Source organism: Yoonia sp. MH D7 (assembly GCF_054439475.1).
Genome location: NZ_JBTJCF010000001.1, coordinates 628431 through 655067 on the forward strand (window position 1 = coordinate 628431; position 26637 = coordinate 655067).

At 57.0% G+C, this 26637-nt stretch carries 23 protein-coding genes; 19 read left to right on the plus strand and 4 right to left on the minus strand.

Translation table 11 applies throughout. The features are described from left to right. Positions 1-13: 13 nt before the first annotated feature. From ACXLHR_RS03075 to murD, 4 genes are all read left to right on the plus strand, one after another. The gene (locus ACXLHR_RS03075; protein ID WP_458790064.1) at positions 14-1513 is read left to right on the plus strand and encodes a UDP-N-acetylmuramoyl-L-alanyl-D-glutamate--2,6-diaminopimelate ligase; all 1500 of its coding nucleotides are present in this window, start codon (positions 14-16) and stop codon (positions 1511-1513) included. Continuing rightward, positions 1510-2934 (plus strand): UDP-N-acetylmuramoyl-tripeptide--D-alanyl-D-alanine ligase, encoded by a 1425-nt coding sequence (locus ACXLHR_RS03080; RefSeq protein ID WP_458790065.1) that lies wholly within the window; start codon positions 1510-1512, stop codon positions 2932-2934. The genes ACXLHR_RS03075 and ACXLHR_RS03080 overlap by 4 nt, the downstream gene beginning before the upstream one ends. Before the next feature lie 29 nt (positions 2935-2963). Further along, a complete protein-coding gene (mraY, locus tag ACXLHR_RS03085) occupies positions 2964-4046 on the plus strand; it encodes a phospho-N-acetylmuramoyl-pentapeptide-transferase (protein WP_458790066.1) in 1083 nt (360 codons plus the stop codon). Between the two features lie 144 nt (positions 4047-4190). Then, complete coding sequence (murD, locus tag ACXLHR_RS03090; protein ID WP_458790067.1) at positions 4191-5591, plus strand: UDP-N-acetylmuramoyl-L-alanine--D-glutamate ligase; 1401 nt, start codon at positions 4191-4193, stop codon at positions 5589-5591. A gap of 160 nt (positions 5592-5751) precedes the next feature. Here the strand turns inward: murD and ACXLHR_RS03095 are convergent, their stop codons facing one another. Continuing rightward, positions 5752-6927, minus strand: coding sequence for a BaiN/RdsA family NAD(P)/FAD-dependent oxidoreductase (locus ACXLHR_RS03095; RefSeq protein ID WP_458790068.1), 1176 nt, complete (start codon positions 6925-6927; stop codon positions 5752-5754). 169 nt (positions 6928-7096) lie between these two features. Between ACXLHR_RS03095 and ftsW the strand changes: the two genes are divergently transcribed. The 14 genes from ftsW to recN all read left to right on the plus strand — a co-directional run bounded on the left by ftsW (position 7097) and on the right by recN (position 21396). Then, a complete protein-coding gene (gene ftsW / locus ACXLHR_RS03100; protein ID WP_458790069.1) occupies positions 7097-8263 on the plus strand; it encodes a putative lipid II flippase FtsW in 1167 nt (388 codons plus the stop codon). A 41-nt stretch (positions 8264-8304) separates the two neighbouring features. Continuing rightward, the gene (locus tag ACXLHR_RS03105) at positions 8305-9342 is read left to right on the plus strand and encodes a UDP-N-acetylglucosamine--N-acetylmuramyl-(pentapeptide) pyrophosphoryl-undecaprenol N-acetylglucosamine transferase (protein ID WP_458792462.1); all 1038 of its coding nucleotides are present in this window, start codon (positions 8305-8307) and stop codon (positions 9340-9342) included. A 26-nt stretch (positions 9343-9368) separates the two neighbouring features. Then, positions 9369-10769 carry a UDP-N-acetylmuramate--L-alanine ligase gene (murC, locus tag ACXLHR_RS03110; protein ID WP_458790070.1) on the plus strand — a complete coding sequence of 467 codons (1401 nt, stop codon included), beginning with the start codon at positions 9369-9371 and terminating at the stop codon, positions 10767-10769. Positions 10770-10773: 4 nt separating this feature from the next. Next, positions 10774-11025: a hypothetical protein gene (locus ACXLHR_RS03115; protein WP_458790071.1), complete on the plus strand. Its 252-nt coding sequence runs from the start codon at positions 10774-10776 to the stop codon at positions 11023-11025. Continuing rightward, entirely contained in the window at positions 11022-11276 is a 255-nt protein-coding gene (locus ACXLHR_RS03120) for a DUF2484 family protein (RefSeq protein ID WP_458790072.1), read from the plus strand. The genes ACXLHR_RS03115 and ACXLHR_RS03120 overlap by 4 nt, the downstream gene beginning before the upstream one ends. Beyond that, positions 11276-11524 carry a DUF2484 family protein gene (locus ACXLHR_RS03125; RefSeq protein ID WP_458790073.1) on the plus strand — a complete coding sequence of 83 codons (249 nt, stop codon included), beginning with the start codon at positions 11276-11278 and terminating at the stop codon, positions 11522-11524. The genes ACXLHR_RS03120 and ACXLHR_RS03125 overlap by 1 nt, the downstream gene beginning before the upstream one ends. Before the next feature lie 170 nt (positions 11525-11694). After that, on the plus strand, positions 11695-12636 hold the full coding sequence (gene murB / locus ACXLHR_RS03130) for a UDP-N-acetylmuramate dehydrogenase (protein WP_458790074.1): 942 nt from the start codon (positions 11695-11697) through the stop codon (positions 12634-12636). Positions 12637-12729: 93 nt separating this feature from the next. Then, positions 12730-13644, plus strand: a complete 915-nt coding sequence (locus ACXLHR_RS03135) for a D-alanine--D-alanine ligase (protein ID WP_458790075.1) — start codon at positions 12730-12732, stop codon at positions 13642-13644. Continuing rightward, on the plus strand, positions 13632-14507 hold the full coding sequence (locus ACXLHR_RS03140) for a cell division protein FtsQ/DivIB (protein WP_458790076.1): 876 nt from the start codon (positions 13632-13634) through the stop codon (positions 14505-14507). The genes ACXLHR_RS03135 and ACXLHR_RS03140 overlap by 13 nt, the downstream gene beginning before the upstream one ends. A gap of 12 nt (positions 14508-14519) precedes the next feature. Continuing rightward, on the plus strand, positions 14520-15854 hold the full coding sequence (ftsA, locus tag ACXLHR_RS03145; RefSeq protein WP_458790077.1) for a cell division protein FtsA: 1335 nt from the start codon (positions 14520-14522) through the stop codon (positions 15852-15854). Between the two features lie 170 nt (positions 15855-16024). Then, entirely contained in the window at positions 16025-17599 is a 1575-nt protein-coding gene (gene ftsZ / locus ACXLHR_RS03150) for a cell division protein FtsZ (RefSeq protein ID WP_458790078.1), read from the plus strand. A 207-nt stretch (positions 17600-17806) separates the two neighbouring features. Next, complete coding sequence (gene lpxC / locus ACXLHR_RS03155; protein ID WP_458790079.1) at positions 17807-18727, plus strand: UDP-3-O-acyl-N-acetylglucosamine deacetylase; 921 nt, start codon at positions 17807-17809, stop codon at positions 18725-18727. Positions 18728-18848: 121 nt separating this feature from the next. Continuing rightward, a complete protein-coding gene (locus ACXLHR_RS03160) occupies positions 18849-19709 on the plus strand; it encodes an outer membrane protein assembly factor BamD (protein ID WP_458790080.1) in 861 nt (286 codons plus the stop codon). Positions 19710-19743: 34 nt separating this feature from the next. After that, positions 19744-21396, plus strand: a complete 1653-nt coding sequence (recN, locus tag ACXLHR_RS03165; RefSeq protein WP_458790081.1) for a DNA repair protein RecN — start codon at positions 19744-19746, stop codon at positions 21394-21396. On the opposite strand, the gene ACXLHR_RS03170 is transcribed toward recN, so the two are convergent. Then, positions 21393-22769: an FAD-binding oxidoreductase gene (locus tag ACXLHR_RS03170; RefSeq protein ID WP_458790082.1), complete on the minus strand. Its 1377-nt coding sequence runs from the start codon at positions 22767-22769 to the stop codon at positions 21393-21395. The two genes, recN and ACXLHR_RS03170, sit on opposite strands and share 4 nt — an antisense overlap. Positions 22770-22818: 49 nt before the next feature. On the opposite strand from ACXLHR_RS03170, the gene ACXLHR_RS03175 reads away from it, so the two are divergent. Next, a complete protein-coding gene (locus ACXLHR_RS03175) occupies positions 22819-24495 on the plus strand; it encodes a chloride channel protein (protein WP_458790083.1) in 1677 nt (558 codons plus the stop codon). Here the strand turns inward: ACXLHR_RS03175 and ACXLHR_RS03180 are convergent. Together ACXLHR_RS03180 and ACXLHR_RS03185 are read right to left on the minus strand one after the other, a co-directional pair. After that, positions 24492-24833, minus strand: a complete 342-nt coding sequence (locus tag ACXLHR_RS03180) for a DUF427 domain-containing protein (RefSeq protein WP_458790084.1) — start codon at positions 24831-24833, stop codon at positions 24492-24494. The genes ACXLHR_RS03175 and ACXLHR_RS03180 overlap by 4 nt on opposite strands. A 25-nt stretch (positions 24834-24858) precedes the next feature. Continuing rightward, positions 24859-26628 (minus strand): aminopeptidase P family protein, encoded by a 1770-nt coding sequence (locus ACXLHR_RS03185; RefSeq protein WP_458790085.1) that lies wholly within the window; start codon positions 26626-26628, stop codon positions 24859-24861. Between the last annotated feature and the right edge of the window lie 9 nt (positions 26629-26637).

Here is a 26637-nt window from a genome sequence, read left to right on the forward strand (position 1 = left end):
TGTGGTGAGTGAAATGACCGAAGTTACAAAAACTCTGACCGAGCTGGGGCTACGGGCCGCAGGTGGACGCGACGCAAAAATCACCGGGCTGACCGTCGACAGCCGCGCCGTGAAACAAGGCATGTTATTTGCCGCTTTGCCGGGCACCCATGTGCATGGCGCGGCCTTCATCAAAATTGCGCTCGACGCAGGCGCAAGTGCGATCCTGACCGACGCAAAAGGCGCAGAGCTCGCAGCCGCGGATCTCGCCAACTCCTCTGCCGCCGTGATCGTCGCCCAAGATCCGCGTCAGACGCTTGCGCAAACCGCAAGCCTCTGGTTTGGCGCACATCCGCATACAGTTGTCGCCGTGACAGGCACCAACGGCAAAACTTCGGTCAGCACATTTGCGCGGCAAATCTGGGAAGAAATGCAAATCGCAGGCGTGAACCTTGGCACGACTGGCGTCGAGGGCGCATGGTGCCATCCGCTCAAACACACCACACCCGAACCGGTCACGCTGCATAATGTCCTGGCACAGGCCACTGCCGAGGGCATCACCCATGTCGCAATGGAGGCCTCTAGCCACGGCCTTGACCAACGCCGGCTTGATGGGGTGCTTCTGGCGGCTGCGGCTTTCACCAACTTCACCCAAGACCACCTCGATTATCACGCGACATTCGAGGCGTATTTCGACGCCAAAATGGGCCTTTTTACCCGCGTGCTTGGCGACGACGGCGTCGCAGTCATCAACCTTGACGATCCGCGCGGTGCGGACGTCGCTGACATTTGTGCTGCACGCGGCCAGGAAGTGATCGGCGTGGGCCGCCACCCGAACGCACGCTTGCGGCTGACAGGGCAACGATTCGATGCTACCGGTCAGGACCTGCTGTTCATCTGGCAAAACCAGCCGCATCAAATCCGCCTCAATCTGATTGGCGGTTTCCAAGCAGATAACGTACTGCTCGCCGCCGCGCTGGTGATTGCGGCAGGCGCAGACCCCGACGAAGTTTTCCAGACCCTGCCACATCTGTCCACGGTGCGCGGTCGCATGGAACTTGCCGCCACCCGCGAAAATGGCGCGGCAGTGTATGTAGACTACGCCCACACACCCGATGCGGTAGCGACCGCGCTGAAGGCGATGCGCCCCCATGTCATGGGCCGCATCATCGCCATCATCGGCGCAGGCGGTGACCGCGATGTGGGTAAACGCCCGCTGATGGGGGCCGCGGCGGCACAATTTGCTGACGTTGTGATTGTGACCGACGATAACCCGCGTTCGGAAGATCCGGCAAGCATCCGCGCCGCTGTCATGTCAGGCGCACTGAACGGCATCGGCACACCCAGCGTGACCGAAGTGGGCGACCGCGCCGAAGCAATCCTGCGCGGCATCGACGCGCTTGGGGCGGGGGACGCACTTTTGATTGCAGGCAAAGGTCACGAAAGCGGCCAGGTGGTCGGCGATGTGGTGCACCCTTTTGACGACGTCGAACACGCAAGCGTAGCCGTGGCCGCATTGGAGGGCCGGATATGACCGCGCTTTGGACGGCCACTGACGCCGCCGCTGCAACCGGCGGGCACAACACAACCGACTGGTCCGCAACTGGCGTCTCGATCGACACCCGCACTATTCAGGCAGGCGATCTGTTTGTCGCTCTCAAAGACATCCGCGACGGGCATGATTTCGTGGCCATGGCGCTGGAAAAAGGTGCCGCCGCCGCCCTTGTAACCCACCGCCCCGACGGGGTGGCGATAGATGCGCCGCTGCTGGTGGTGCCAGATGTTCTTGCCGCCTTAGAAACCTTGGGCATAGCATCCCGCGCACGCACCCGCGCCAAAGTTATCGGCGTGACAGGCTCTGTCGGGAAAACATCCACCAAGGAAATGCTGCGTGTTGTCTTAGGCTTGCAAGGCAAAGCCCATGTTGCCGAAGCCTCATATAACAATCACTGGGGCGTGCCGCTGACCCTTGCGCGCATGCCTGTCGACGCAGATTTTGCGGTGATCGAGATCGGCATGAACCACGCCGGCGAAATTGCACCACTTTCACGCATGACCGCTCCGCATGTGGTCATGATCACGACCGTCGCCGCGGCCCACCTGGAGGCGTTCAACAGCGTCGACGACATCGCACACGAGAAGGCCGCAATCATGCAGGGGCTGGTCACCGACGGAATCGCGGTGCTGAACGGCGACATTCCCACCGCCGCAATCCTCACCGACACGGCTGATAACTTGGGCGTTAAATATATCACTTTCGGCGCATCGGACACCGACTGGCAGGCCACCGACGTGCGCTTGGGCGACGACGTCACGGTGGTTTCTGCTCGGAACGCCGATACCGAATATCTCTTTAAAATCGCTGTCCCCGGTCGACATTTTGCCATGAACGCCGTGGGTGTTCTGGCCGTCACCAGTGCTTTGGGGGCCGATCCGGTGCGCGCGGCCTTGGATATCTTCGGTTGGGTCCCGCCGGGCGGGCGCGGCACACGCGAAGTCGTGCAACTCGACCCCGCAAATCAGAACGACACACTCGATCTGATCGACGACGCGTTTAATGCCAACCCCACATCGATGATCGCCAGCTTGGAAATTCTCGCCAGCGCCACCCCGCGCGACAATGTGGGCCGCATCGTCAAAGGACGTCGTATCGCAATTCTAGGCGACATGCTCGAACTCGGCCCCGCCGAATTTGAAATGCACCGCGCCATTGCGCAGGATAATAACCTGCAAAAAATAGATGTTATCCACTGCGTCGGGCCGCGCATGAAACACCTTCATGCAGCCCTGCCAGACGCCAAACGGGGTGAATGGGTCGCACAATCTGACGAAATGTCCGCTCAGATAGGCAGATTTCTCGATGCGGGCGACGTTGTGCTCGTGAAAGGCTCCAAGGGTAGTAAAGTCAGCACAGTCGTTGACGCTATCCGTAAATTGGGGCATCGCAGGGCCTAAAGCTCTGGACGCGTAAAAAGGTTACTCACATGCTCTATTGGTTATCCGAACTGTCAGACGGCGGTGATTTCTTTAACCTCTTTCGCTACATCACATTCCGCGCAGGCGGCGCATTCATCACGGCACTGGTGTTCGGCTTCATCTTTGGCCCGCCTCTGATCAACGTGCTGCGACGCAAACAAGGCAAGGGCCAGCCAATCCGCATCGATGGTCCCGAAGGCCATTTTGTCAAAGCAGGCACCCCCACAATGGGCGGCCTCTTAATCGTTGGCGCATTGACCTTCTCGACGCTTATGTGGGCGCGGCTCGACAATCCGTTTGTATGGATGGTGCTGTTCGTGACACTTTCTTTCGCGGCCATCGGGTTCGCCGACGATTACGCAAAAGTCTCCAAACAAAACACCGCAGGTGTCTCGGGCAAAATTCGCCTTCTGCTAGGCCTGCTGATCGCGGCAATCGCAGGCTATTGGGCGGCGCAATACCATCCGGTAGAACTGACAAACCAACTCGCTGTGCCGGTCTTCAAAAACGTCCTTATTAACCTCGGCATCTTCTTTATCCCGTTCTCTGTCATTGTCATCGTCGGCTCGGCCAATGCGGTGAACCTCACCGACGGGCTGGACGGGCTGGCAATCATGCCAGTGATGATCGCGGCCACCACATTCGGGATCATCTCGTATGTCGTCGGGCGCGTCGACTTTTCCGAAGATCTTGGTCTACATTACGTCCCCCAATCAGGCGAAATCCTCATCTTTTGCATGGCGCTTGTCGGCGGCGGTCTTGGCTTTCTATGGTATAACGCACCACCTGCTGCGGTCTTTATGGGCGACACAGGATCACTGGCGCTTGGCGGCGCACTTGGCGCCATCGCAGTCGCTACAAAACACGAAATCGTCCTTTCCATCGTCGGTGGGCTTTTTGTGGTCGAAGCGCTCTCCGTCATCATTCAGGTCCTCTACTTCAAACGCACAGGAAAACGCGTGTTCCTCATGGCGCCAATCCACCACCACTACGAGAAAAAAGGCTGGGCCGAACCGCAGATCGTCATCCGCTTCTGGATCATCTCGCTCATCCTCGCGATGGTCGGTCTAGCAACACTCAAAGTGCGCTGACCACCACTCTGCGCGGAAATCGACGCCCGCTAAACTGCCAGACGCAAAGAAGACGTAAAGAAGACGCGGGCAAGACGGGGCTTGGGCTTGCCTCGGACCCTGCCAAACGGCACTGTGCGAAGAAATCAAAAAGAGGTGCGTCAGATGATTCCAGTGCAGGGCTACGAGGGTAAAACACTGGCTGTTTTGGGGCTTGGGCGCTCAGGTCGCGCGGCGGCCTTGGCCTTGCGTGAAGGCGGTGCAATTCCTGTAGTGTGGGACGACGGACAAGCGGCGCGCGATGCGGCGCAGGCCGACGGGTTCGAGCTGAGAGATCTGACAAAACCAAATTGTTTCAACGGGATAGACCGCCTGATTGTCTCGCCCGGCATTCCCCATCTTTACCCCGCACCCAACCCTGTCATCGCCAGCGCATGGGCCGCAGGGGTGCCTGTCGACAATGACATCGGTTTGTTTTTTCAGTCTTATGCCACCGAAGATTGGGTCGATTTCAACACGATCCCCAAGGTCATCGCGATTACGGGATCAAACGGGAAATCCACAACCTCGGCCCTGATCCACCACATCTGCGAGGCCAACGGACGCCCCGCCCAACTCGCCGGAAATATCGGGCGCGGCGTATTAGACATCGACCCCGCCCACGACGGCGAAGTCGTTGTTTTAGAACTATCTTCTTACCAAACAGACCTCGCGCGCAGCCTGACGCCAGACGTCGCTGTGCTGACAAATATCAGTCCCGATCACTTGGATCGTCATGCTGGATTGGGCGGGTATTTCGCCGCCAAACGTCGTTTGTTTGCCGAAGGCGGACCGGACCGTGCGGTGATTGGCGTAGATGAAATTGAGGGGCAGTTTTTAGCCAATCAACTGGCCGAAGGACAAGCGGATGATCGCGTGATCCGGATTTCATCGGGACAGAAATTAGAGACGATGGGCTGGACTGTTTTTGCGCGCAAGGGGTTCTTGTCGGAGTATCGCAAGGGGCGTCAGGTGGCGTCGATTGATCTGCGCGGGATTGCGGGATTACCCGGCGCGCATAACCATCAAAATGCCTGTGCGGCTTATGCTGCGTGCCGCACTTTGGGCTTTAGTCCCAAAGGGATAGAGGCTGCGATGCATTCGTTTGGTGGGTTGCCACACCGGTCGCAATTGGTGGGCGAAAAGGACGGCGTCAAATTTGTGAATGACAGCAAGGCCACGAATGTAGACAGTGCGGCCAAAGCCTTGCAAGCGTTTCCAACGGTGCGGTGGATTTGTGGCGGCTTGCAAAAAGAAGGCGGCTTGGACGGGCTATTGCCGCATTTGGGCCATGTCGCCAAAGCCTATGTGATCGGGCGCGAGGCGGAAGTTTTTGCGCGCCAACTGGTCGGTTGTGAAGCAATTGTTTGCACCACGATGGAAGCGGCTGTGGCGGCGGCGGCGGCGGATGCGCAAAGTGGCGATACGGTTTTGTTGGCGCCTGCCTGTGCGAGTTTTGATCAGTATGACAACTTCGAGCAGCGCGGCGATGACTTTATGACGCAGGTACATGCCGTGATTGGCTGAGCTTGGGATCGCTAAAATCCCTTCAGGTTTGTTCGGCTGAGCCCTTTGATTTCATAGCAATTTTGGGTGGCGAAACGACGTTGGATCCAACGATCCGTCAACGTCTGGTGCCGTCCCATAGAAAGTCCAACAGGTATAGGCCTGTGCCTGTGGCGGCAGACTAGATGCTTGCTTTCAGTGCTTGCCCTGCCGCCCAGCCTGATGACCACGCCCATTGGAAGTTGTAGCCGCCAAGCCAGCCTGTCACATCGACTGCTTCGCCGATGAAGTAGAGGTTCGGGTTCGATTTCGCGGCCATGGTTTTGGAGCTGAGGTCGTTTGTGTCGATGCCGCCCAATGTGACTTCGGCGGTGCGGTAGCCTTCGGAGCCTGTGGGGATTTGCACCCAGTTTTGCAGGGCGTTGCAGAGGGTTTGCAATTTGGCGTCGGATTGGTCGGCGATGGTGCCTGACATGTCGATATGCTCGGCAAGGTAGCTTACCAATTTTGATGGCAGGTGCTGGCTGATGATGGTGGTGATGGCTTTGCGTCCGTCGGTTTTGCGCGCATCGCGCAGGATGGTGTAAAGGTCGATCTGCGGGATCAGGTTGGTGGTGATCGCGTCGCCATCTTTCCAGTAGGAGGACACTTGCAGGATCGCGGGGCCCGACAGGCCGCGATGGGTGAACAGCATGGCTTCATCGAAGGACGTGTCGTTGGCAGTGATACGCACGGGCAGGGCAGTGCCTGTCAGTGGCTTGAAGCGCTCGTCGGTGAAGGTGAGCGGCACAAGGGCGGGGCGGGTTTCAATCATGTTCAGGCCAAATTGTGTGGCAATTTGATATGCTAGACCTGTTGCACCCATTTTCGGGATGGATTTGCCGCCTGAGGCCATCACGAGATTTGTTGCGGTGACTTCGATCGTTTGGTCGTCACGGGTGAGCGTGACGTGGAAATGGGTGCCGTCGTGGCTGATCTCGCCAACTGATGTTTGCAGCCAAAGTTGCGCGTGTTTCATTTCAGAAAGCAGCATGGCAACGATGTCTTTGGCGGTGTTGTCACAGAACAATTGGCCGAGCGATTTTTCGTGGTAGGCGATGCCGTAGGACGCCACGAGGTTGATGAAGTCCCATTGGGTATAGCGTTTCAGCGCCGATTTTGCGAAATGCGGGTTTTGGCTGAGGAAATTGGCGGCTGTGGTATGCATATTGGTGAAATTGCAGCGACCTCCGCCAGAGATGCGGATTTTCTCGCCTGCGGTTTTTGCGTGATCCACGATCAGCACATTTTCGCCCGCGTGCGCCGCGCACATCATGCCTGCGGCGCCTGCGCCAATGATAAGTGTTTTGATTTGCATGAATGTGAGGTGACGTGAAACGGCCCGCGATGCAAGTGGTTCAATAAACGCTCTGTACGCATTGATCCGCTTAGGTGCTAATTGTTGTGGAATTACTGGACGTATTCCTCTAAAGATAGTGTCAGACCCGAAAAATCGGGCGATTTGAGGCAGTATTGGCGGTGATCCCATGACGGAAATGGTCTATGGTACAGTCCCGGTTTATTCCGGTGACCCTGTTCTTCCACGGTGGTGGCGGACGATTGATAAATGGACAATGTCCTGTATTTTATTGCTTTTTGGCATTGGATTGCTGTTGGGGTTGGCGTCGTCGCCGCCTTTGGCTGCCAAGAACGGGCTTGATCCGTTTCACTATGTCAGTCGTCAGGCGTTCTTTGGTAGCGTGGCGATGATTGTGATGTTTGCGATGTCGATGATGACCCCGCAGATGATCCGTCGCTTGGCTGTAATCGGATTTTTGGTATCGTTTTTTGCGCTGATGGGGTTGCCGTTCTTTGGCACCGACTTTGGCAAGGGCGCGATGCGCTGGTATTCGCTGGGGTTTGCGTCGTTCCAGCCATCCGAGTTTTTGAAGCCCGGTTTTGTTGTTTTGACTGCGTGGTTGATGGCCGCAGGGTTAGAAGTCGGTGGCCCTCCGGGGCGCAGGTATTCTTTTGTTCTGACGGTCACGATTTGTACCATGCTGGCGTTGCAACCGGATTTCGGTCAAGCATGTCTGGTGTTGTTTGCATGGGGTGTCATGTATTTTGTCGCAGGCGCGCCGATGACGATCCTGATGGTTTTGGCAGGGATTGTTGTGATGGCGGGGTGGTTTGCCTATGCCAGTTCCGAACACTTTGCCCGCCGGATTGACGGGTTTTTAAGCCCGGATGTGGACCCGACGACGCAGCTTGGCTATGCCACAAACGCCATTCGCGAAGGCGGATTTTTTGGTGTGGGTGTGGGCGAGGGTCAAGTGAAATGGTCGCTGCCTGATGCGCATACCGATTTTATTATTGCTGTGGCCGCCGAGGAATACGGGCTGATCTGTGTGATCATGATTATTCTGCTCTATTGCATTGTGGTTGTGCGGTCCCTGGCACGTTTGATGAAAGAGCGTGATCCGTTCATTCGTCTGGCGGGCACAGGGCTTGCTTGTGCGTTTGGCGTGCAGGCGATGATTAACATGGGTGTGGCTGTTCGTCTGTTGCCTGCTAAGGGTATGACCCTGCCGTTTGTGTCTTATGGTGGGTCGTCGTTGATTGCGGGCGGTATTGCGATGGGCATGTTGCTGGCACTGACACGCACAAGGCCGCAGGGCGAAATCGGCGATATTTTGATGCGGAGAACGCGGTGAGCAAGTTACTGGTAATCGCGGCTGGCGGCACGGGCGGACATATGTTTCCCGCGCAGGCGCTGGCAGAGGCCATGTTGGCTAAAGGCTGGCGCGTCAAGCTGTCGACGGATGATCGCGGTGCGCGTTATGCGGGTGGTTTTCCTGACGCGGTTGAGATCGTTCAGGTGAAATCTGCGACCTTTGCACGTGGCGGTATTGTGTCGAAACTTGCGGTGCCGTTCCGGATTTTGGCGGGGATTGGTGGCGCGAAGTGGCGGATGTTCCGTGACAAGCCTGATGTTGTTGTGGGCTTTGGCGGTTATCCTGCGATCCCTGCGATGACAGCCGCGTGGGTGTTACGTGTGCCGTGCTTGATCCATGAACAAAACGGCATTTTGGGGCGGGTGAACAAGCTGTTTGCCAAGCGTGTGTCCAAGGTTGCTTGTGGCACATGGCCGACGGAGTTGCCCGAAGGTGTTGAGGGTGTCGAAGTGGGCAATCCTGTGCGCGCTGCTGTGTTGGAACGCGCCGGAGCGGGCTATATTCCCCCCGGTGATTATCCGATGTCGATCCTTGTGATGGGGGGCAGCCAAGGCGCGCGCATTCTGTCCGACGTTGTGCCGCCCGCTATTGACGCGCTTCCGGAGCATATCCGCCGCAACATCCGCGTGTCGCATCAGGCCCGCGATGAAGATATGTTGCGCGTTGCCACTTATTACGCCGACAATAATATAGATGCAGATGTGCAGCCTTTTTTCGCGGATGTGCCAAACCGCATGTCCGAGGCGCAATTGGTCATCACCCGTTCTGGTGCGTCAACGATTGCGGATCTGACGGTGATTGGTCGCCCTGCGATTTTGGTGCCTTTTGCTGCTGCAACGGGCGATCACCAAACCGCCAATGCGCGTGGCATGGTGGATGCGGGGGCTGCGATCTTAATGCCCGAAAGCACGTTTGAAGTGGCCGCATTGACTGACCAAATCGAGTTGATCCTCAGTAATGAGCGCGGCGCGTTGCAGATGTCGATTGCGGCGCTGTCTTGCGGAAAACCCGACGCCACGACGCGCCTTGTGGCGTTGGTCGAAGAGCTGGCTCACTAATAATACTCTTTTGAAAGACTGATCCGATGAACGCGACTGCGACGAAACTTCCCCTTGATGTTGGCCCGATCCATTTTGTGGGCATAGGCGGCATCGGCATGTCTGGTATTGCCGAGGTGCTATTGAACCACGGCTACACGGTGCAGGGGTCGGATCTGAAATCGACGCCGATCACCAAGCGTTTGCAGACCTTGGGCGCGACTGTGTTTGAGGGCCAGAAGGCAGAGAATATGGTGGATGCGGCGGTGGTTGTGATTTCATCCGCGATCAAGCCGGGCAACGCGGAACTCGACGAGGCGCGCGCGCATGGCTTGCCGATTGTGCGCCGTGCAGAAATGCTCGCTGAATTGATGCGTCTGAAGTCGAATGTTGCTGTGGCGGGGACGCATGGCAAGACAACGACGACGACAATGGTGTCAGCGCTGCTCGACGAGGGCGGGCTTGATCCGACGGTTGTGAATGGTGGCATTATTCACGCGTATGGGTCCAACGCGCGCATGGGCAAAGGCGAGTGGATGGTTGTCGAAGCCGACGAGAGCGACGGCACGTTTAACCGTTTGCCTGCGACCATTGCGATTGTGACGAACATCGACCCAGAGCATATGGATCATTGGGGCACGATTGAAAATCTGCGTCAGGGATTTTACGAATTTGTGTCGGGGATTCCGTTTTACGGGATTGCAGTTTGCTGCACCGATAACGCCGAAGTGCAGGCGCTTGTCGGGCGTTTGACCGACCGCCGTGTCGTGACCTACGGGTTCAACGCGCAGGCCGATGTGCGTGCGATTAACCTGCATTACAAAGCTGGCGTGGCACATTTTGACGTGGCGTTGCAGTCTGAGGATTTGATGATCAAAGGCTGTGAATTGCCGATGCCCGGCGATCACAACGTTTCGAATGCTCTGTCGGCTGTCGCTGTTGCGCGCCATCTGGGCATGAGTAAGGATGCGATCCGTGCGGCGCTCAAGTCGTTCGGTGGCGTGAACCGCAGATTTACCCGCGTGGGTGTGGTGAACGATGTGACGATCATTGACGATTACGGGCACCACCCTGTCGAGATTACCGCCGTGTTGAAAGCGGCCCGTCAAGCGACCGAAGGCCGCGTAATCGCCGTGCATCAACCCCATCGCTACAGCCGCTTGCACCATCATTTTGATGAATTCTGCGCATGTTTTAACGATGCTGATGTGGTCGGAATTGCCGATGTGTACGGCGCTGGCGAAGAGCCGATCGTAGGCGCAAGTCGCGATGATCTGGTCGCTGGCCTGATCCGCCACGGTCACCGCCATGCGCGGGCTGTGGCGTCCGAGGATGATTTGGAACGCCTCGTGCGCGAACAGGCAAAACCGGGTGATATGGTTGTTTGCCTTGGGGCAGGGACGATCTCGGCATGGGCGAACGGGTTGCCAGCGCGATTGAAGAGCTAAGCGGATGGAGATTGCGCAGAGGGAGAGCCTTGAGGGGTATCTGGATCGATTGCCTCAGGATGAGCTGCGCAGGGTCGCAACACGTGCATCGTTTCCTCTTGCCGCCGCCAACATTAACGCCGATTACGCTGTCTGCTTTGCCCGCGCCGCCGTAAATGGCGCTGGCGCAGATCTGAAACTGGCACCGCAAATCGCGATGAGTGATGCCGTAATGCCGCTCTTTCATCGCCTCTTTTCGTTTAGGAAAGAGCTATGAGCTATTCTTTGATCCTTGCCGCGATTTGGGTGGTTCTGGCGACGGTGGTGGCTTTGTTGCCGATGCGGCGGCAGTATGTGCCGGGGGTGGTTTTGTTGATTTTGGCGCCTGTGTTGATCGTTTGGGTTGGTGTTGATTTTGGCTGGTTTTATGGTGTGATTGCTTTGGCAGGGTTTGTGTCGATGTTTCGTAATCCGTTGCGGTATATTTGGGCGCGGTTGAAGGGTGAAAACCCGCAGGTGCCGCACTGATGGCGCCGTCTTTGGTCGGGGTGGCGCTTTGGGTTTTGGCGGCGATGGTTTTGGCGATGATCCCGTCGCGCGATAATTTGTGGCAGCGGGCCTATGTGTTGGTTGGCGTTGGTATTCCGCTTTTGGGCTGGGTGACCTATCAGAACGGGCCGTTGGTAGGTTTGTTGGTCTTGGCAGCCGGTGCATCGGTTTTGCGTTGGCCGTTGATATATCTGGGGCGCTGGTTGCGCCGTTCCACGAGACGCTGACATTAGTGTTTGGCTGGCGTTCGCTAGCTTGCAAACACCACGCGCAGTGGCATTGATCCGTTGCGTGCCACAAGGGCGGCGATGATTTGTTTGCTGCCTGCTCTTGCGAGCGTGGGGGCGGGTGCGTTACTTGGTTTTATGATGTTGCGTCGCCCTATGAGGAAATGAAAATGACCCTGACTTTGCCAGATGTGCGCGGCACGTTGACCCCTGATCGTAGTTTGGCGGACCTGACGTGGATGCGTGTGGGTGGCCCTGCGGATGTGTTGTTTCAACCCGCTGATGTGGATGATCTATCGCAGTTTTTGGCCGCATTGGATGCGAGCGTGCCTGTGTTTGCGATGGGCGTCGGGTCGAATCTGATTGTGCGCGATGGCGGGATTTCTGGCGTGGTGATCCGGCTTGGGCGTGGTTTTAACGCGATTGCGTTTGAAGGGGATGTTGTGACCGCGGGTGCTGCAGCACTTGATGCGCATGTGGCGCGGAAGGCGGCGGGAGAGGGGCTTGATCTGACATTTTTGCGCACTATTCCTGGCACGATTGGCGGCGCCGTGCGGATGAATGCAGGCTGTTACGGCAGCTATGTGGCCGATGTTTTGCAGTCTGTGACGGTTGTGATGCGCGATGGTCGCGTTGTGGAATTGGCGGCGACCGATTTGGCGTTGGCGTATCGCAATTCGACTTTGCCGGAAGGGGCGGTGATTGTTGCGGCCAAGATGGTTGCGCCAAGGAGTGACGCGCAGGCGCTGGAGGCGCGTATGGCGGAACAATTGCAAAAACGCGACGAGACACAGCCGACAAAAGACCGCACCGCAGGCTCGACATTTCGCAATCCTGCGGGATTTTCCAGCACGGGTCGCGCCGATGACGTGCATGATTTGAAGGCTTGGAAAGTCATTGATGTTGCAGGTATGCGCGGTGCAACTCTCGGTGGTGCGGTGATGAATACCAAACATTCCAACTTTTTAACCAATGCGGGCGGTGCAACGGCCAGTGATTTAGAAGATTTGGGTGAGTTGGTTCGGAAAAAGGTTTACGATTCCAGTCAGATCACGTTAGAGTGGGAAATTATGAGAGTGGGCCACCGTTTGGGTGTAACGCGATCTGATTAACTAAATGTGGCCCCGCAAATGGGGTCGGTCCCACTGGCAGGGGCCAGAATGGCAAAGACGGGTCACAAAGACCTGCGTATAAGGTGGTAGGGTATGTCGAGCAGGGCAAACCCGAAGGTTGTTGTTTTGATGGGTGGCCCATCGGCGGAACGTGAGGTTTCGTTGAGTTCGGGCGCTGAATGTGCAGCAGCTTTACGGGTATCTGGATGTGATGTGATCGAGGTCGATGCTGGCCCCGATCTTTGCGCGCGTTTGGAGCAGATCAAACCTGATGTTGTGTTTAACGCCTTGCATGGTCGCTGGGGCGAAGATGGCTGCGTGCAGGGTTTGTTGGAGTGGATGCGAATTCCCTACACCCATTCTGGCGTGCTTTCGTCAGCGCTTGCATTAGATAAGCAGCGCACCAAAGCGGCGTTTATCGCGGCTGGTTTGCCTGTGGTCCCAAGTGTGATTGTGAATAAGGCCGACGTGTCTGCGGGTCACATTATGCCGCCGCCCTATGTTGTGAAGCCGAACAACGAAGGGTCGAGTGTCGGGATTTATCTGGTTGCTGCTGATGCCAAGGCGCCGCCGGTGATGGCCGACGATATGCCGCAGATGGTGATGGTCGAGGCCTATGCCGCTGGACGCGAACTGACGACGACCGTGATGGGTGATCGCGCTTTAGGGCTGACCGATATTATTGTGGATGGTTGGTATGATTATGACGCCAAGTATAAGGTAGGTGGCTCGCGCCACGTGGTCCCTGCGGATGTACCTGCCGAGATTTTTGCCGCCTGTCAGGATTACGCTTTGCGCGCCCATCAGGTTTTGGGTTGTCGGGGTGTGTCACGCACCGATTTCCGCTGGGACGAAAGTAAAGGGTTGGCGGGATTAATCCTGCTCGAGACTAACACCCAGCCCGGTATGACGCCCACGTCGCTTGCACCTGAACAGGCTGCGCATGCGGGGATTAGCTTTCCTGATCTGTGCCGCTGGTTAGTAGAGGATGCTTCATGCGGCCGTTAACTGCAACCAAGCGTCCTCGGGCTTTGCCGCGTGATCCTGCGCCAAGCAAGTGGAAATACAAGTATCAGCGTTTGATGCTGACCCCTGGTGTGCGCGGGTTGTTACGTGTCGGCGTGCCGATCGCCTTGGTCGCGGTAATTGCGGGCAGTTGGTATTCCCAAGAGGAAAACCGCGTGGCCGCCGCTGCAAAGTGGGCCGAGGTCAAAAATGCTGTACAAAGTCGCCCGGAGTTTATGATTTCGGGTATGGCGGTCACTGGCACCAACGAGGATCTTGCGGCGCAAGTGACGGCAGCATTGCCGATGGAATTTCCGGTGTCCTCTTTTGAGTTGGACCTAGAGACCATGCGCCGTGCGGTCGAGGTGATGGACGGTGTGCGCTCGGCGCGTGTGCGGATAGGCGAAATGGGCACATTGACGGTTGACGTGACCCCGCGTGTGCCTGTGGCACTATGGCGTGATGGTGCCGAATTGCGTTTGATTGACGAGGACGGGGTTTTTGCAGGCTTGATCGAGGCCCGCGCCGACCGGCTAGATTTGCCATTGATTGCAGGCAGTGGCGCGCAGGAGCACATCGAAGAGGCGCTTGCGTTATACCGTGATGCCAAGCCACTACATGCGCGGTTGCGCGGATTGGTGCGTATGGGAGAACGTCGTTGGGATATTGTGATGGATCGCGACCAGCGGATCATGTTACCCGCAGAGGGTGCTGTCGGGGCATTGGACCGCGTGATCGTATTGCAGCAAGCCAGAGATTTACTAGACCGTGACGTGATCGTTGTGGACATGCGCAATGCGGGCCGACCAACATTAAGAATGAATAAAGAAGCGGCCGACGCATTGCGTCGAGCAAGCTCAAACTGAGGGCAGTAACGAATGGGTGACTTATACGACAGCCAGCGGGCGATGCGGAACATGCGCAAAGCGGCGATGCAACGTGGTGTGATTGCGATTTTGGACATTGGCACAAGTAAGATTGCCTGTCTGGTATTGCGCTTTGATGGACCGGATTCATTTCGGGCGGCTGACGGGGTTGGTTCGCTCGCGGGACAATCCAGTTTTCGTGTGATCGGTGCTGCCACGACCCGTTCGCGCGGTGTGAAGTTCGGCGAAGTAGACGCAATGCAAGAGACAGAGCGCGCCATTCGGACTGCCGTTCAAGCGGCCCAGAAGATGGCGAATGTGCGTGTTGACCATGTGATTGCCTGTATCTCAGGTGGTCGTCCTAAATCCTACGGGCTTGCGGGGGCTGTCGATATTGAAAACGGCTTGGTCACCGACGGCGATATTGGCCGTGTGATGGCGGCTTGTGATGTGCCAGATTACGGTGCGGAACGTGATGTGCTGCATGCGCAACCGGTGAACTTTGCGCTGGATCATCGCACGGGGATGGCGGATCCGCGCGGCCAGATTGGCAACCAACTGACGACTGACATGCATATGTTGACCGTGGATAGCATTGCACTGCAGAATATTTTCTACTGCATCAAGCGCTGTGATCTGGAACTGGCAGGGATCGCGTCGAGTGCATATGCCTCGGGGATTTCATCACTGGTCGAGGACGAGCAAGAGCTGGGGGCTGCGTGTATTGATTTAGGCGGCGGCTCAACCGGTATCTCGATCTTTATGAAAAAGCACATGATCTATGCCGATGCGGTGCGTATGGGCGGGGACCATGTGACGAGCGACATTTCGATGGGCTTGCAGGTTCCGACGGCGACTGCCGAGCGGATCAAAACATTTTACGGCGGAGTTGTCGCGACGGGGATGGATGATCGTGAAATGATCGAAACCCAAGGCGAAACCGGCGACTACGAGCATGACCGGCGCACCGTGTCGCGCGCCGAGTTGATCGGCATCATGCGACCACGTGTGGAAGAAATTCTCGAAGAGGTCAGGATGCGTTTGGATGCCGCAGGATTTGAACACCTGCCGTCCCAGCAGATTGTCTTGACGGGCGGCGCAAGCCAGATTCCGGGTCTTGATGGCTTGGCGAGCAAAATTTTGGGCCAACAGGTCCGTTTAGGGCGTCCTTTGCGTGTGCAGGGCCTGCCGCAGGCGGCGATTGGGCCGGCGTTTTCGGGCGCAGTTGGGCTAACTTTATTTGCGGCACACCCGCAAGACGAGTGGTGGGATTTCGAAATTCCTGCTGATGTTTACCCCGCGCGGTCGCTCAAACGGGCGGTTCGGTGGTTTATGGAGAACTGGTAATACGCAAGATCTCGCCTGTTTCGCTAAATCGGGCGGAAATCGGACAGAAATAGGCCAGATTTGGTAGTTAATTTACGATTTATGCGTGACCTGACCAATCGAATTGTCTAGGATCGACCCTAATTAGGACGAACGCTCGGTGGGACGGGCCAAAAACAGGCGGACAAGCAATGACATTGAACCTCTCCATTCCCGGTCAGGACGAACTGAAGCCCCGCATCACCGTATTTGGTGTTGGTGGTGCTGGCGGTAACGCGGTCAATAACATGATCGACAAAGAACTGGATGGGGTCGAATTCGTTGTTGCGAATACCGACGCGCAGGCCTTGCAGCATGCAAAATCATCCGCGCGGATCCAGATGGGCCTTAAAGTGACCGAAGGTCTGGGTGCCGGTGCGCGTCCAACTGTTGGTGCCGCGGCTGCCGAAGAAAGCATTGAACAGATTGTGGATCACCTTGCTGGTGCGCACATGTGTTTCATTACGGCGGGTATGGGCGGTGGTACGGGCACAGGTGCCGCACCGATCATCGCGCAGGCTGCGCGTGAGTTGGGTGTTCTGACTGTTGGCGTTGTGACCAAGCCGTTCCAGTTTGAGGGCGCCAAGCGCATGAAACAAGCCGAGGAGGGTATTGAGGCCCTGCAAAAGGTTGTTGATACGCTAATCATCATTCCGAACCAGAACCTGTTCCGCTTGGCGAATGAAAAGACCACGTTCACCGAAGCCTTCCAACTGGCTGACGATGTGCTTTACCAAGGTGTGAAGGGCGTGACTGACCTGATGGTTCGTCCGGGTCTGATCAACCTCGACTTTGCTGACGTTCGCGCCGTGATGGACGAAATGGGCAAGGCGATGATGGGTACAGGCGAAGCCGAAGGCGAGAACCGCGCTATCGAAGCTGCCGAGAAAGCGATTGCCAACCCGCTGCTTGACGAGCTCTCGCTCGAAGGTGCGCGTGGCGTATTGATCAATATCACTGGTGGTTATGATCTGACATTGTTTGAACTCGACGAAGCGGCCAACAAAATTCGTGAAAAGGTCGATCCTGACGCGAACATCATCGTGGGCTCTACACTGGACACATCTATGGAAGGCCGTATGCGGGTTTCCGTTGTTGCGACAGGTATTGATGCAGTCGTTCGCGCGGCTGATGTGCCAACACCACGTCGCTCTATGGCGGCACCTTTGAAGCCACAGACGGTTGCAGAACCTGCGCCGGTTGCACAGCCTGCACCTGCACCAGTTGCGGCCCGTGCGCCTGCGCCGATTGCTGCAAAAGTCACTCCGACTTTGTTCGAAGGCATGGATGACGGTCGCCAAGGTCAATATGTCGAGGACAATTACGCAGATACGCGCGAAACTTTCGTTGAGGAAGAAAGCGACGAGTTGCCGCCGCCGGCTTACACACCGCGCCGTGAACCAGAGCTTGACCCTGTTGAAACATTTGTGGCTCCACGCGCCCCAAGTGCAGGAACGCCAACACCAGAAGCAATGGCGCGTTTGCACGCGGCCGTGAGCAAGTCCTCTGCTCATCAGCCACGCGCAGCCCAAGCGCCTGCAACGGAAGCTGATCGCCCTCGCTTTGGCATCAACTCTCTGATCAACCGCATGACGGGTGCGGAAGCGCCACAGCAAAGCCGTGCGCAGCCACAGGTGACCGCATTGCGCGAAGAGCCAGTACAGCAAACCGACCCCGAGCAAGAGCGTATCGAGATCCCTGCGTTCCTGCGTCGTCAGGCAAACTAAGCGTTTAACATCGCGTGTGACGTTAAGTAATATCGAGAAGAGCCATCCGAGAGGGTGGCTTTTTTCGTTTAAAAGCAGCGTATTACCTCTGGTGTTTCAGTTTTTTACCTTCATGTTTCAGACCGTTACAATCTGTGAGTTGAGTGAGTTCCACCCATACCCTAGATAGAGGTCTAGAACGATTAACTATACTGAGGCGGGTTCGACGTGCAGACCACTTTGCGTAAACATGTTACTTTTGACGGGACCGGCTTGCATACAGGCTGTCCTGCGTCATTGGTGTTGTGCCCTGCGCCCGCGAATACGGGTATTGTTTTTCGGCGCGTTGACGTCGCGGGGCCTGCTAACCTGCTACCTGCGGTGTGGGATCGTGTGGTGGCGTCTCCGCTGAATACCCGTTTGACGAATGACGCGGGCGTGACCGTTTCGACCATCGAGCATTTGATGGCCGCCTTGTCCGGCACAGGTGTGCACAACGTGATCGTTGATATCGATGGGCCGGAAGTACCAATCATGGATGGTAGTGCAGCCGCTTTTGTGCGCGGGATTGTCGAGGCGGGCCTGACCCACGTCGATGCGCCGCTTTATGCCATCGAAATTCTTGAAGAAGTGGTCGTCGAAGATGGTTTGGCGCGTGCCTGTCTCTCGCCTGCCACAAGTTTGCAGATCGCTTTTGATATTGATTTTGCCGATGCTGCGATCGGGCATCAAGAAAAAACGCTGAACATGGCCAATGGCGCGTTTGTGCGCGAACTTTGTGACAGCCGCACATTTTGCCGCAATTCCGATGTCGAGATGATGCGGGCCAAAGGGCTGGCTTTGGGTGGCACCTTGGAAAACGCGGTTGTGGTTGATGGGGACGAGATCCTTAGTCCGGGGGGATTGCGCCATGCGGACGAGGCTGTGCGTCATAAGATGTTGGATGCATTGGGTGATTTATATACCGCTGGTTCGCCAATCTTGGGCCGCTACACTGGCACACGGGCTGGGCATGCGATGACCAACCGTTTGTTGCAGGCGTTATTCGCCAATCCGAATGCGTGGCGCTTTGTGCGCTGTGACGCAAAAATTGCTGCGCGTTTGCCCGGGGTGGGCGTTAGTAAAGCGGATCTTTTTGCTGTCGCGTGACCTTAGTTTCGCTCAGTTCACGAAGTTGCGTTCAAAAGGCATTTTGCCCCAGATTTTTCTATGCTAGACCGTTGCCTAACGCGGCCCGAGGGTCGGAATAATTGAAGTTCGAGGCGCAAGTATGTCAGCATCACAGTTTCAGATAGCACAGAAGACCAGCCGTGTGGTCAGCGTTTTGGCGTTTGGCCTGTTGATAGGCTGTAGTAATGTCGGCGATCCGGGGATGAACCCTGCGCTGCTAGAGCAATATTCTGCCGCCGAGATTTTCGAACGCGGCGAATACGAACTGGAACGCGGGCAATCCGACAAGGCGGCAATGTACTTTGGCGAGATCGAGCGGCTATATCCTTATTCCGATTTTGCCAAACGCGCGTTGATTATGCAGGCATTTGCCTATCACCGCGACCAGGATTACCCCAATAGCCGGTCTGCCGCGCAGCGTTACGTTGATTTTTATCCGGCCTCCGATGATGCCGCTTATGCGACTTATTTGCTAGCACTCTCTTATTACGACCAGATCGACGAGATCGGTCGCGATCAGGGGCTGACATTCCAAGCGTTGCAGGCATTGCGTGTTGTGATCGAGCAGTATCCTGACACTGAATATGCAAGCAGTTCGATTCTGAAATTTGATTTGGCGTTTGACCATTTGGCCGCAAAGGAAATGGAAATCGGACGTTATTATCTAAAGCGTAAGCATTATGCAGCTGCGGCAAACCGGTTCCGCATCGTAGTAGAAGATTTTCAGACGACATCGCACACCGCCGAGGCGCTGCACCGGTTGGTCGAAACCTACTTGTCGCTTGGCCTGACCGAAGAAGCGCAGACCGCTGGTGCGATTCTGGGCCTGAATTATCAGTCCACGGAATGGTACCAAGATAGCTATGCGTTGTTGACGGGGCAGGGGCTTTCAATGTCGAGCCAAGGCGATAGCTGGCTTGCGTCTGTGTATCGCCAAGTGGTCCGCGGTGAGTGGCTTTGAAGGGGAGATGGGTTAAAACCCATCCTACACAGTTATGCTACGCCATATAGATATCCGTGACATGTTGATTATTGACCGGTTGGAACTGTCGTTCCAGCCCGGTCTGAACGTGTTGACCGGTGAAACTGGCGCTGGTAAATCTATTTTGCTGGACAGTCTTGGCTTTGTTTTGGGCTGGCGCGGGCGTGCGGAATTGGTGCGTGCGGGGGCCGAGCAGGGCGAAGTGACCGCCGCGTTTGATCTGCCGATGGGCCACGCGGGGCGTGCTGTTTTGGCAGAAGCAGGTATCGAGGTTGAGGATGGCGAAGTGATTTTGCGTCGCATCAACACCCGTGACGGACGCAAAACAGCGTGGATTAACGATCGCCGCGTGAGTGGCGAGGTGCTGCGTAACCTGTCAGAAACATTGGTCGAATTGCACGGACAGCACGATGATCGCGGTCTGTTGAACCCGCGCGGGCACCGTTTGATGTTGGATGAATTTGCGGGGCTTGCGCCGAAGTTGGAAAAATCGCGCGTGGCGTGGCGGGTCTTGGCTGCCGCGCGCAAAGCGTTGATCGCTGCGCAGGCCCGCGTCGCCGAAGCCCGCGCCGAGGAAGATTATCTGCGTCACGCTGTGGCCGAGTTGGATGCGCTTGATCCCGCGCAGGGCGAGGAAGCTGTTTTGGACACGCAGCGCCGTCTAATGCAAGCCGCCGAAAAAATCCGTGAGGATATTGTGCGCGCTGAACAAGCGATTGGTATGCAGGGGGCTGAAGGCTCTGTTTCGGATGCGGTGCGCTGGTTAAACGGTGTGGCATCCAAGGCCGAAGGCGGTCTTGATGCTGCACTCGAGGCGTTGGAACGGGCTGCTTTGGCGTTGGACGAGGCGCAGCAAGGCGTTGCGATCTGCCTCGATAACTTGTCATTTAATCCCTCTGATTTGGAAAACGTAGAAGAGCGCCTGTTCGCGATCCGTGGCTTGGCGCGCAAGCATTCGGTCGCTGCTGACGACTTGGGTGGGTTTGCTGACGATTTGCGCAGCCGTCTGACCTATCTTGACGGAAGTACAAATGATTTGAAGGCCTTAGAGGGCGATGTGATGACTGCGCAGGCGGCATATGATGAGGGTGCTGCGCGTTTGACGCAGGCGCGTGTCAAGGCGGCCAAGCAGTTGGATAAGGCGATGGCGGCGGAACTTGCGCCGCTAAAAATGGAACGCGCGGTGTTTGTCACGGATGTGACGCAGACCGAGCCGGGGCCAGAGGGCGCCGACGCCGTGGCGTTCACCGTAGCTACCAATCCGGGCGCGCCTGCGGGGCCGATCAACAAGATCGCTTCGGGCGGTGAACTGTCGCGTTTCTTGCTGGCGTTGAAGGTTTGTTTGACCTCCGAGGACGCGGGTTTGACGATGATTTTCGACGAGATTGACCGTGGTGTTGGCGGGGCAACGGCGGATGCGGTTGGCCGCCGTCTGGCCGAATTGGCGTCGGGCGGGCAGGTTTTGGTCGTGACCCATTCGCCGCAGGTTGCGGCCCTTGGCGGGCATCACTGGCGTGTTGAAAAACGCCAAACTAAAACCGAAACCCTGTCGACGGTTACGCCACTGGATGCAGATGCACGTATCGATGAAATCGCGCGCATGTTGTCGGGTGACACCATCACCGAAGCGGCGCGCGCTGCGGCACGGGCCTTGATGCCGTCCTAAAGGCGTGGCGGCACCAATTTATCCGGATTCATGATATTTTGCGGATCAAGCGCGGTTTTGATCATGCCCATGACAGCCCAAGCGTGGCCATGTTCGGCTTCCATATAGGCCAGTTTCCCCATGCCCACACCGTGTTCGCCGGTGATCGTGCCGCCCATCGCAAGCGACCGCTTTGCCATGCGCGCGGCGAGGGTTTGGGCAATGTCGCGCTCGGACGCGCTTTCAGGATCAATGAGCAGGATTGCATGGAAATTACCGTCGCCAACATGGCCGAGTATCGGGCCGGTGATGCCTGATTTGGCGATATCGTCTTGGGTTTCAAGCAGAGCTTCGGCGAGGTTCGAGATTGGGACACAGACGTCTGTAACAATCGCGCGCGCGCCTTTTCGTGAGGCAAGGATGGCGTAATAGGCGTCGTGACGCATTTTCCACAATCGGTTGCGATCCTCGGATTTTGATGACCATTCGAAGCCTTGGCCGCCATGATCATCTGCGATTTCACCGAATGTTGCAGCATCTTCAGACACCGATGTGTCGCTGCCGTGGAATTCCAACAACAGGTGCGGGGCCGCGCGGAAACTGGCCCCTGAATAGGCGTTAACCGCAAGTGCGGATGCGGTGTCGACCAGTTCGATCCGCGCAATCTGGATGCCCATTTGTATGGTTGCGATGACCGCATCTACGGCTCCTGCAACACTATCAAAAGCGCAGATAGCCGATGATATCGCCTGCGGTTGGCCCTGCAATTTCAGCGTGATTTCGGTGATAATGCCAAGCGTCCCTTCAGAGCCGATCATCAATGCGGTCAGATTGTAACCTGCCGAGGATTTGCGTGCGCGGGTGCCCGTATGGATAATTTCGCCAGAGGCTAAAACCACCGTTAGCCCCAGCACATTGTCGCGCATTGTACCGTAGCGCACTGCGGTTGTGCCTGATGCGCGGGTCGCGGTCATGCCGCCAAGCGAGGCGTTTGCACCGGGATCAACTGGGAAAAACAGTCCGGTGTCGCGCAGATGCGTGTTCAGAACTTCGCGTGTTACGCCCGCTTGCACGGTCGCGTCCATGTCGGCGGGATTGACGCACAGGATCGCATTCATGCGCGACATGTCGATGGTGATGCCGCCGCGCGGCGCCAAGCTGTGGCCTTCGAGCGATGTGCCTGTACCCCAAGGAATGATCGGGCAATTATGGGCCGCGCAGATTTTCACAACTTGGGCGACCTCTTGCGTGGTCAGTGGATAGGCCACCCCGTCAGGGGGCATGGGCGCAAAGTGAGCTTCGGAATGGCCGTGCAAGTCCAGATCGGCCTTGGACCGCGAGAACCGATCCCCTAGAAGTGTTGTGAGCGCGTCAGCGACTGATGTGATATCCATGCGGTAATCCTATCGCGGGATTTCGTGCAAGACCAGAGATGGAGACCACATGGCCGGGCCAATTTCAGGATTGATTGCACAGGGCAAAGCCAATGCAACGATGGCGTTGCGCATAATCAAAACACGCGGCCCCAGTCAGTTGCAGTTCTGGTTCATCGCCTTGATGATCGGGATCGCTGCGGGGTTTGCGGCGTTATTTTTCCGCCTCGGGATCGAGCGGCTTCAAAGCTGGCTTTACGGTACAGAGGACCTTACGCGCCTGCATAGTTTTGCGGCTGGTCTGGTTTGGTACAAGGTGCTGATCATTCCGATCCTTGGCGGACTGGCGGTGGGGTTGGTTTTACACTTTTTCACCGAGGATGGACGCGCCCGCGCGGTCAGCGATGTGATCGAAGGGGCCGCATTGAACGAGGGGCGCGTCGAGGTCAGGCGCGGATTTGCCTCGACCTTGGCAAGTTTGATCACGCTTTCGACGGGGGGATCGTCGGGGCGCGAAGGGCCTGTGGTGCATTTGGCTGCGGTCCTGTCGACGATGGTCTGCCGCTTGATCCGCGCCAATGGGATCACGGGGCGCGACCTGCTTGGCTGTGCGGTGGCGGCGGCAGTGTCCGCCAGTTTCAACGCGCCTTTGGCGGGTGCGCTTTTTGCGCTAGAAGTTGTTCTACGCCACTTTGCTGTGCATGCTTTTGCGCCGATTGTCATTGCATCGGTGGCTGGCACGGTGATCAACCGCCTGGCCTTTGGCGATGTGACCGAATTTGTGTTGCCAGTGCAGAATGCACTCGCGTTTTATGTCGAGTTACCAGCGTTCCTGCTGCTTGGGGTCGTCTGTGGCTTGGTCGCATATGTTTTGATGCGGGTGATATTCTGGGCCGATAATTTTGCCGATACCATGCAAGCGACGTTGCGTTTGCCACGTTATCTTCGGCCTGCGATAGCGGGCGCCATGTTAGGTGGATTGGCAATTTTCTGGCCGCATATCATCGGTGTGGGGTACGAGACCACTTCGGCGGCGCTGACGGGGGAATTGTTATTTCACGAGGCGGTTGTGTTTGCCATCCTCAAGGTGGCGGCTGTGGCGATTACCTTGGGCGGGCGTATGGGCGGTGGAATTTTCTCGCCGTCGTTGATGATTGGCGCCTTGACCGGCACCGCTTTTGGCGCGCTGGCGACGTCGGTGTTTCCAAACGTGTCGGGCGAAGGCACGCTCTATGCGTTGGCGGGAATGGGCGCGATTGCTGCTGCCGTGCTTGGCGCGCCAATTTCGACGACCTTGATTGTGTTTGAATTAACCGGCGATTGGCAGACCGCGATGGCCGTCATGGTCACGGTGTCACTTTCGGTGGCACTGTCGTCAAACCTCGTGGACCGGTCATTTTTTCTGACTCAGCTAGAGCGCCGGAACGTGCATCTGGCCGCTGGCCCGCAGGCCTATTTGCTGGCGACATTCAGGGTGTCTACGGTGATGCGCACGATGGAGGCAAAGCGTTCGGCGCCACAGGACGATTGCTGGGCGCTGATAAAAGAAGGGATTTATATCGATGGCAATGCCACTTTGGAACAGGCGATGCCGATGTTCGAGCAAGGCGGCCACGCGTTCATCCCCGTGGTCACATTAGGCGGCGATGACAGCCCGCCCGAATTATGGGGCGCATTGTTTCAGGTCGATGCGTTGCGGGCGATGAATACTGCCTTGGCCGAGACCGCCCGCGAGGAACATTCCTAGATTTGTTCGACCGCCACTTTGGTGTGGCGAAATGCGATGTGGTCTTTGATTGCCGCTACCGCATCCTTGGGCGCTGAATAAGACCAGCCTGCGTCAACGATCGGGCCGCTTTTTGCAACGATTGTAACGTAAGAGGCGTCGCCTTTATGCGGGCAGCTTGATGTGGTTTCGGACGCATCAAGGAAGGCCATCGCGATGTCGCCGCGTGGGAAATAAATAACTGGTGGGAAATCACCTTCGGTTAATTCGAGCGCATTTTTGGTCTCGCCAATCACGGCACCAGCGGCGCGCACGACCCATGTGCCCTTTGCGCGGCGAATTGAAATATTGTCTGGCATCGGCTCTCCTGTTTGAATGTTGGGCTTAGAGCGGGGCGCAGGCGGCAAGCAACCACGCGTGGTCTGCTCCTGTCACATCCGCTTCAAGAAGCGCCCTTGTATCGCGGTGGTAGCCATCAATCCAGTCCCGTTCTGCGATCGACAGCAGCGATGCGTCGATCAGCCGACGATCAAACGGCACTTGTGTCAGGGTTTCAAACGCCAGCATATCGCGATTGTCGATGCCTGTGGGGGCCTGCACAACGGTGATCAGGTTCTCAATTCTGATCCCGAACGCACCCTCGCGGTAATAACCCGGTTCATTGGACACGATCATGCCGACCTCAAATGGCGTGGTGGCGCGGCGCGAAATGCCTTGTGGCCCTTCGTGAACGCTTAGGTAGCTGCCGATGCCGTGGCCCGTGCCGTGGTCAAAATCCATGCCTGCGGTCCAGAGAGGAAAGCGGGCGAGTGCATCAAGATGTTGACCCGCGACACCTTTGGGAAACTGCGCGCGGCTGATCGCGATCATACCTTGCAGTACGCGGGTATAGCAGGTGCGATGTTCATCGCTGGGGGTGCCAATGATAATCGTGCGGGTGATATCGGTGGTGCCGTCGACATATTGCCCGCCGCTATCGACCAGCAGCAGGTTGTCGATCTGTACAGGCGCATTGGTCGCTTCGCTCACGCGGTAATGCACGATGGCACCGTGCGCGCCCGCGCCGCAAATCGTCTCAAAACTGATATCGCGTAGGGCATTTGTGTCGCGGCGGAACGCTTCTAATTGCTTAACGACGTCGATCTCGGTCAGGGTGCCTTTGGGGGCCTCGCGGTCCAGCCACGCAAGAAAGCGCACCATTGCAGCACCATCGCGTTTTGCCGCCGCTTTCGCCCCTGCAATTTCAACAGGGTTTTTTATCGCTTTGGGCAAAAGGCACGGATCGGGCGCGTGGGTGATCGTGGCGGTTAACGCCAAACGCACCGCTTCGGGGGCGGATTTCGGGTCGATTTGCACGGTACCTGTTAGCGAGGAGAGCGCATCGGCAAAGTTGGAAATGTCGTGGCAAATTACATCTTCGCCCAGATGCGCCGCGATTGCATCCGCTTTACCCGTACCTGAAAATAGTTCGACCACGCCAGATTTACTGAAAATCGCAAAGGCTTGCGGCACTGGATTTCGCTCAATGTCGCCACCACGAATATTCAATAGCCACGCGATACTGTCGGGCAAAGTAATGATCGCGCAGTCGGCTTTCAGATCTGCGGCAAGGCGTGCGCGTTTATCGGCGCTACTGACGCCTGCATGTAAAATGTCATGCGCAAAAAATGGCACGCCGGGGGCAGCGGGCTGGTCATCCCAAATTGCGTCGACAAGGTTATCCATTGCAACCAGCCGCATGTCGGGCAGGGCGGCGCGCAGGGCGTCGATTTCATCCACGCTATGTAACCACGGATCAAACGCGATGATACTTTGCGTCGTCAAATTCTCGGTCAACCAATCCGCCGCGCTGGTTTCAGGCCAATGCACAGGCGTGAAATCCGCAGCCACCTGATCTTGCACCTGCACACGGTAGCGACCGTCGATGAATACGCCAGCCACGTCTTTGGTCGCGATGCAAAAACCGGCGGAGCCAGTGAAGCCCGTCAACCATGAAAGGCGCGCGTCACGCGGCGCGACGTATTCGCCCATATGCGCATCGGCGCGGGGGACGAAAAACGCGTCGATTTTGTGTTCGGACATTTTGGTGCGCAAGGCTGCAAGGCGCGCCGGACCGCTGGACGGATCAGAACTGATCTCAAAGGTTTGAAACATCGGATGCTC

Coding starts and splice junctions, on each gene's coding strand:
- ACXLHR_RS03075 (WP_458790064.1), top strand. CDS start 14: ATGACCGAAGTTACAAAAACTCTGACCGAGCTGGGGCTACGGGCCGCA.
- ACXLHR_RS03080 (WP_458790065.1), top strand. CDS start 1,510: ATGACCGCGCTTTGGACGGCCACTGACGCCGCCGCTGCAACCGGCGGG.
- mraY (WP_458790066.1), top strand. CDS start 2,964: ATGCTCTATTGGTTATCCGAACTGTCAGACGGCGGTGATTTCTTTAAC.
- murD (WP_458790067.1), top strand. CDS start 4,191: ATGATTCCAGTGCAGGGCTACGAGGGTAAAACACTGGCTGTTTTGGGG.
- ACXLHR_RS03095 (WP_458790068.1), bottom strand. CDS start 6,927: ATGCAAATCAAAACACTTATCATTGGCGCAGGCGCCGCAGGCATGATG.
- ftsW (WP_458790069.1), top strand. CDS start 7,097: ATGACGGAAATGGTCTATGGTACAGTCCCGGTTTATTCCGGTGACCCT.
- ACXLHR_RS03105 (WP_458792462.1), top strand. CDS start 8,305: ATGTTTCCCGCGCAGGCGCTGGCAGAGGCCATGTTGGCTAAAGGCTGG.
- murC (WP_458790070.1), top strand. CDS start 9,369: ATGAACGCGACTGCGACGAAACTTCCCCTTGATGTTGGCCCGATCCAT.
- ACXLHR_RS03115 (WP_458790071.1), top strand. CDS start 10,774: ATGGAGATTGCGCAGAGGGAGAGCCTTGAGGGGTATCTGGATCGATTG.
- ACXLHR_RS03120 (WP_458790072.1), top strand. CDS start 11,022: ATGAGCTATTCTTTGATCCTTGCCGCGATTTGGGTGGTTCTGGCGACG.
- ACXLHR_RS03125 (WP_458790073.1), top strand. CDS start 11,276: ATGGCGCCGTCTTTGGTCGGGGTGGCGCTTTGGGTTTTGGCGGCGATG.
- murB (WP_458790074.1), top strand. CDS start 11,695: ATGACCCTGACTTTGCCAGATGTGCGCGGCACGTTGACCCCTGATCGT.
- ACXLHR_RS03135 (WP_458790075.1), top strand. CDS start 12,730: ATGTCGAGCAGGGCAAACCCGAAGGTTGTTGTTTTGATGGGTGGCCCA.
- ACXLHR_RS03140 (WP_458790076.1), top strand. CDS start 13,632: ATGCGGCCGTTAACTGCAACCAAGCGTCCTCGGGCTTTGCCGCGTGAT.
- ftsA (WP_458790077.1), top strand. CDS start 14,520: ATGGGTGACTTATACGACAGCCAGCGGGCGATGCGGAACATGCGCAAA.
- ftsZ (WP_458790078.1), top strand. CDS start 16,025: ATGACATTGAACCTCTCCATTCCCGGTCAGGACGAACTGAAGCCCCGC.
- ACXLHR_RS03160 (WP_458790080.1), top strand. CDS start 18,849: ATGTCAGCATCACAGTTTCAGATAGCACAGAAGACCAGCCGTGTGGTC.
- recN (WP_458790081.1), top strand. CDS start 19,744: ATGCTACGCCATATAGATATCCGTGACATGTTGATTATTGACCGGTTG.
- ACXLHR_RS03170 (WP_458790082.1), bottom strand. CDS start 22,769: ATGGATATCACATCAGTCGCTGACGCGCTCACAACACTTCTAGGGGAT.
- ACXLHR_RS03175 (WP_458790083.1), top strand. CDS start 22,819: ATGGCCGGGCCAATTTCAGGATTGATTGCACAGGGCAAAGCCAATGCA.
- ACXLHR_RS03180 (WP_458790084.1), bottom strand. CDS start 24,833: ATGCCAGACAATATTTCAATTCGCCGCGCAAAGGGCACATGGGTCGTG.
- ACXLHR_RS03185 (WP_458790085.1), bottom strand. CDS start 26,628: ATGTTTCAAACCTTTGAGATCAGTTCTGATCCGTCCAGCGGTCCGGCG.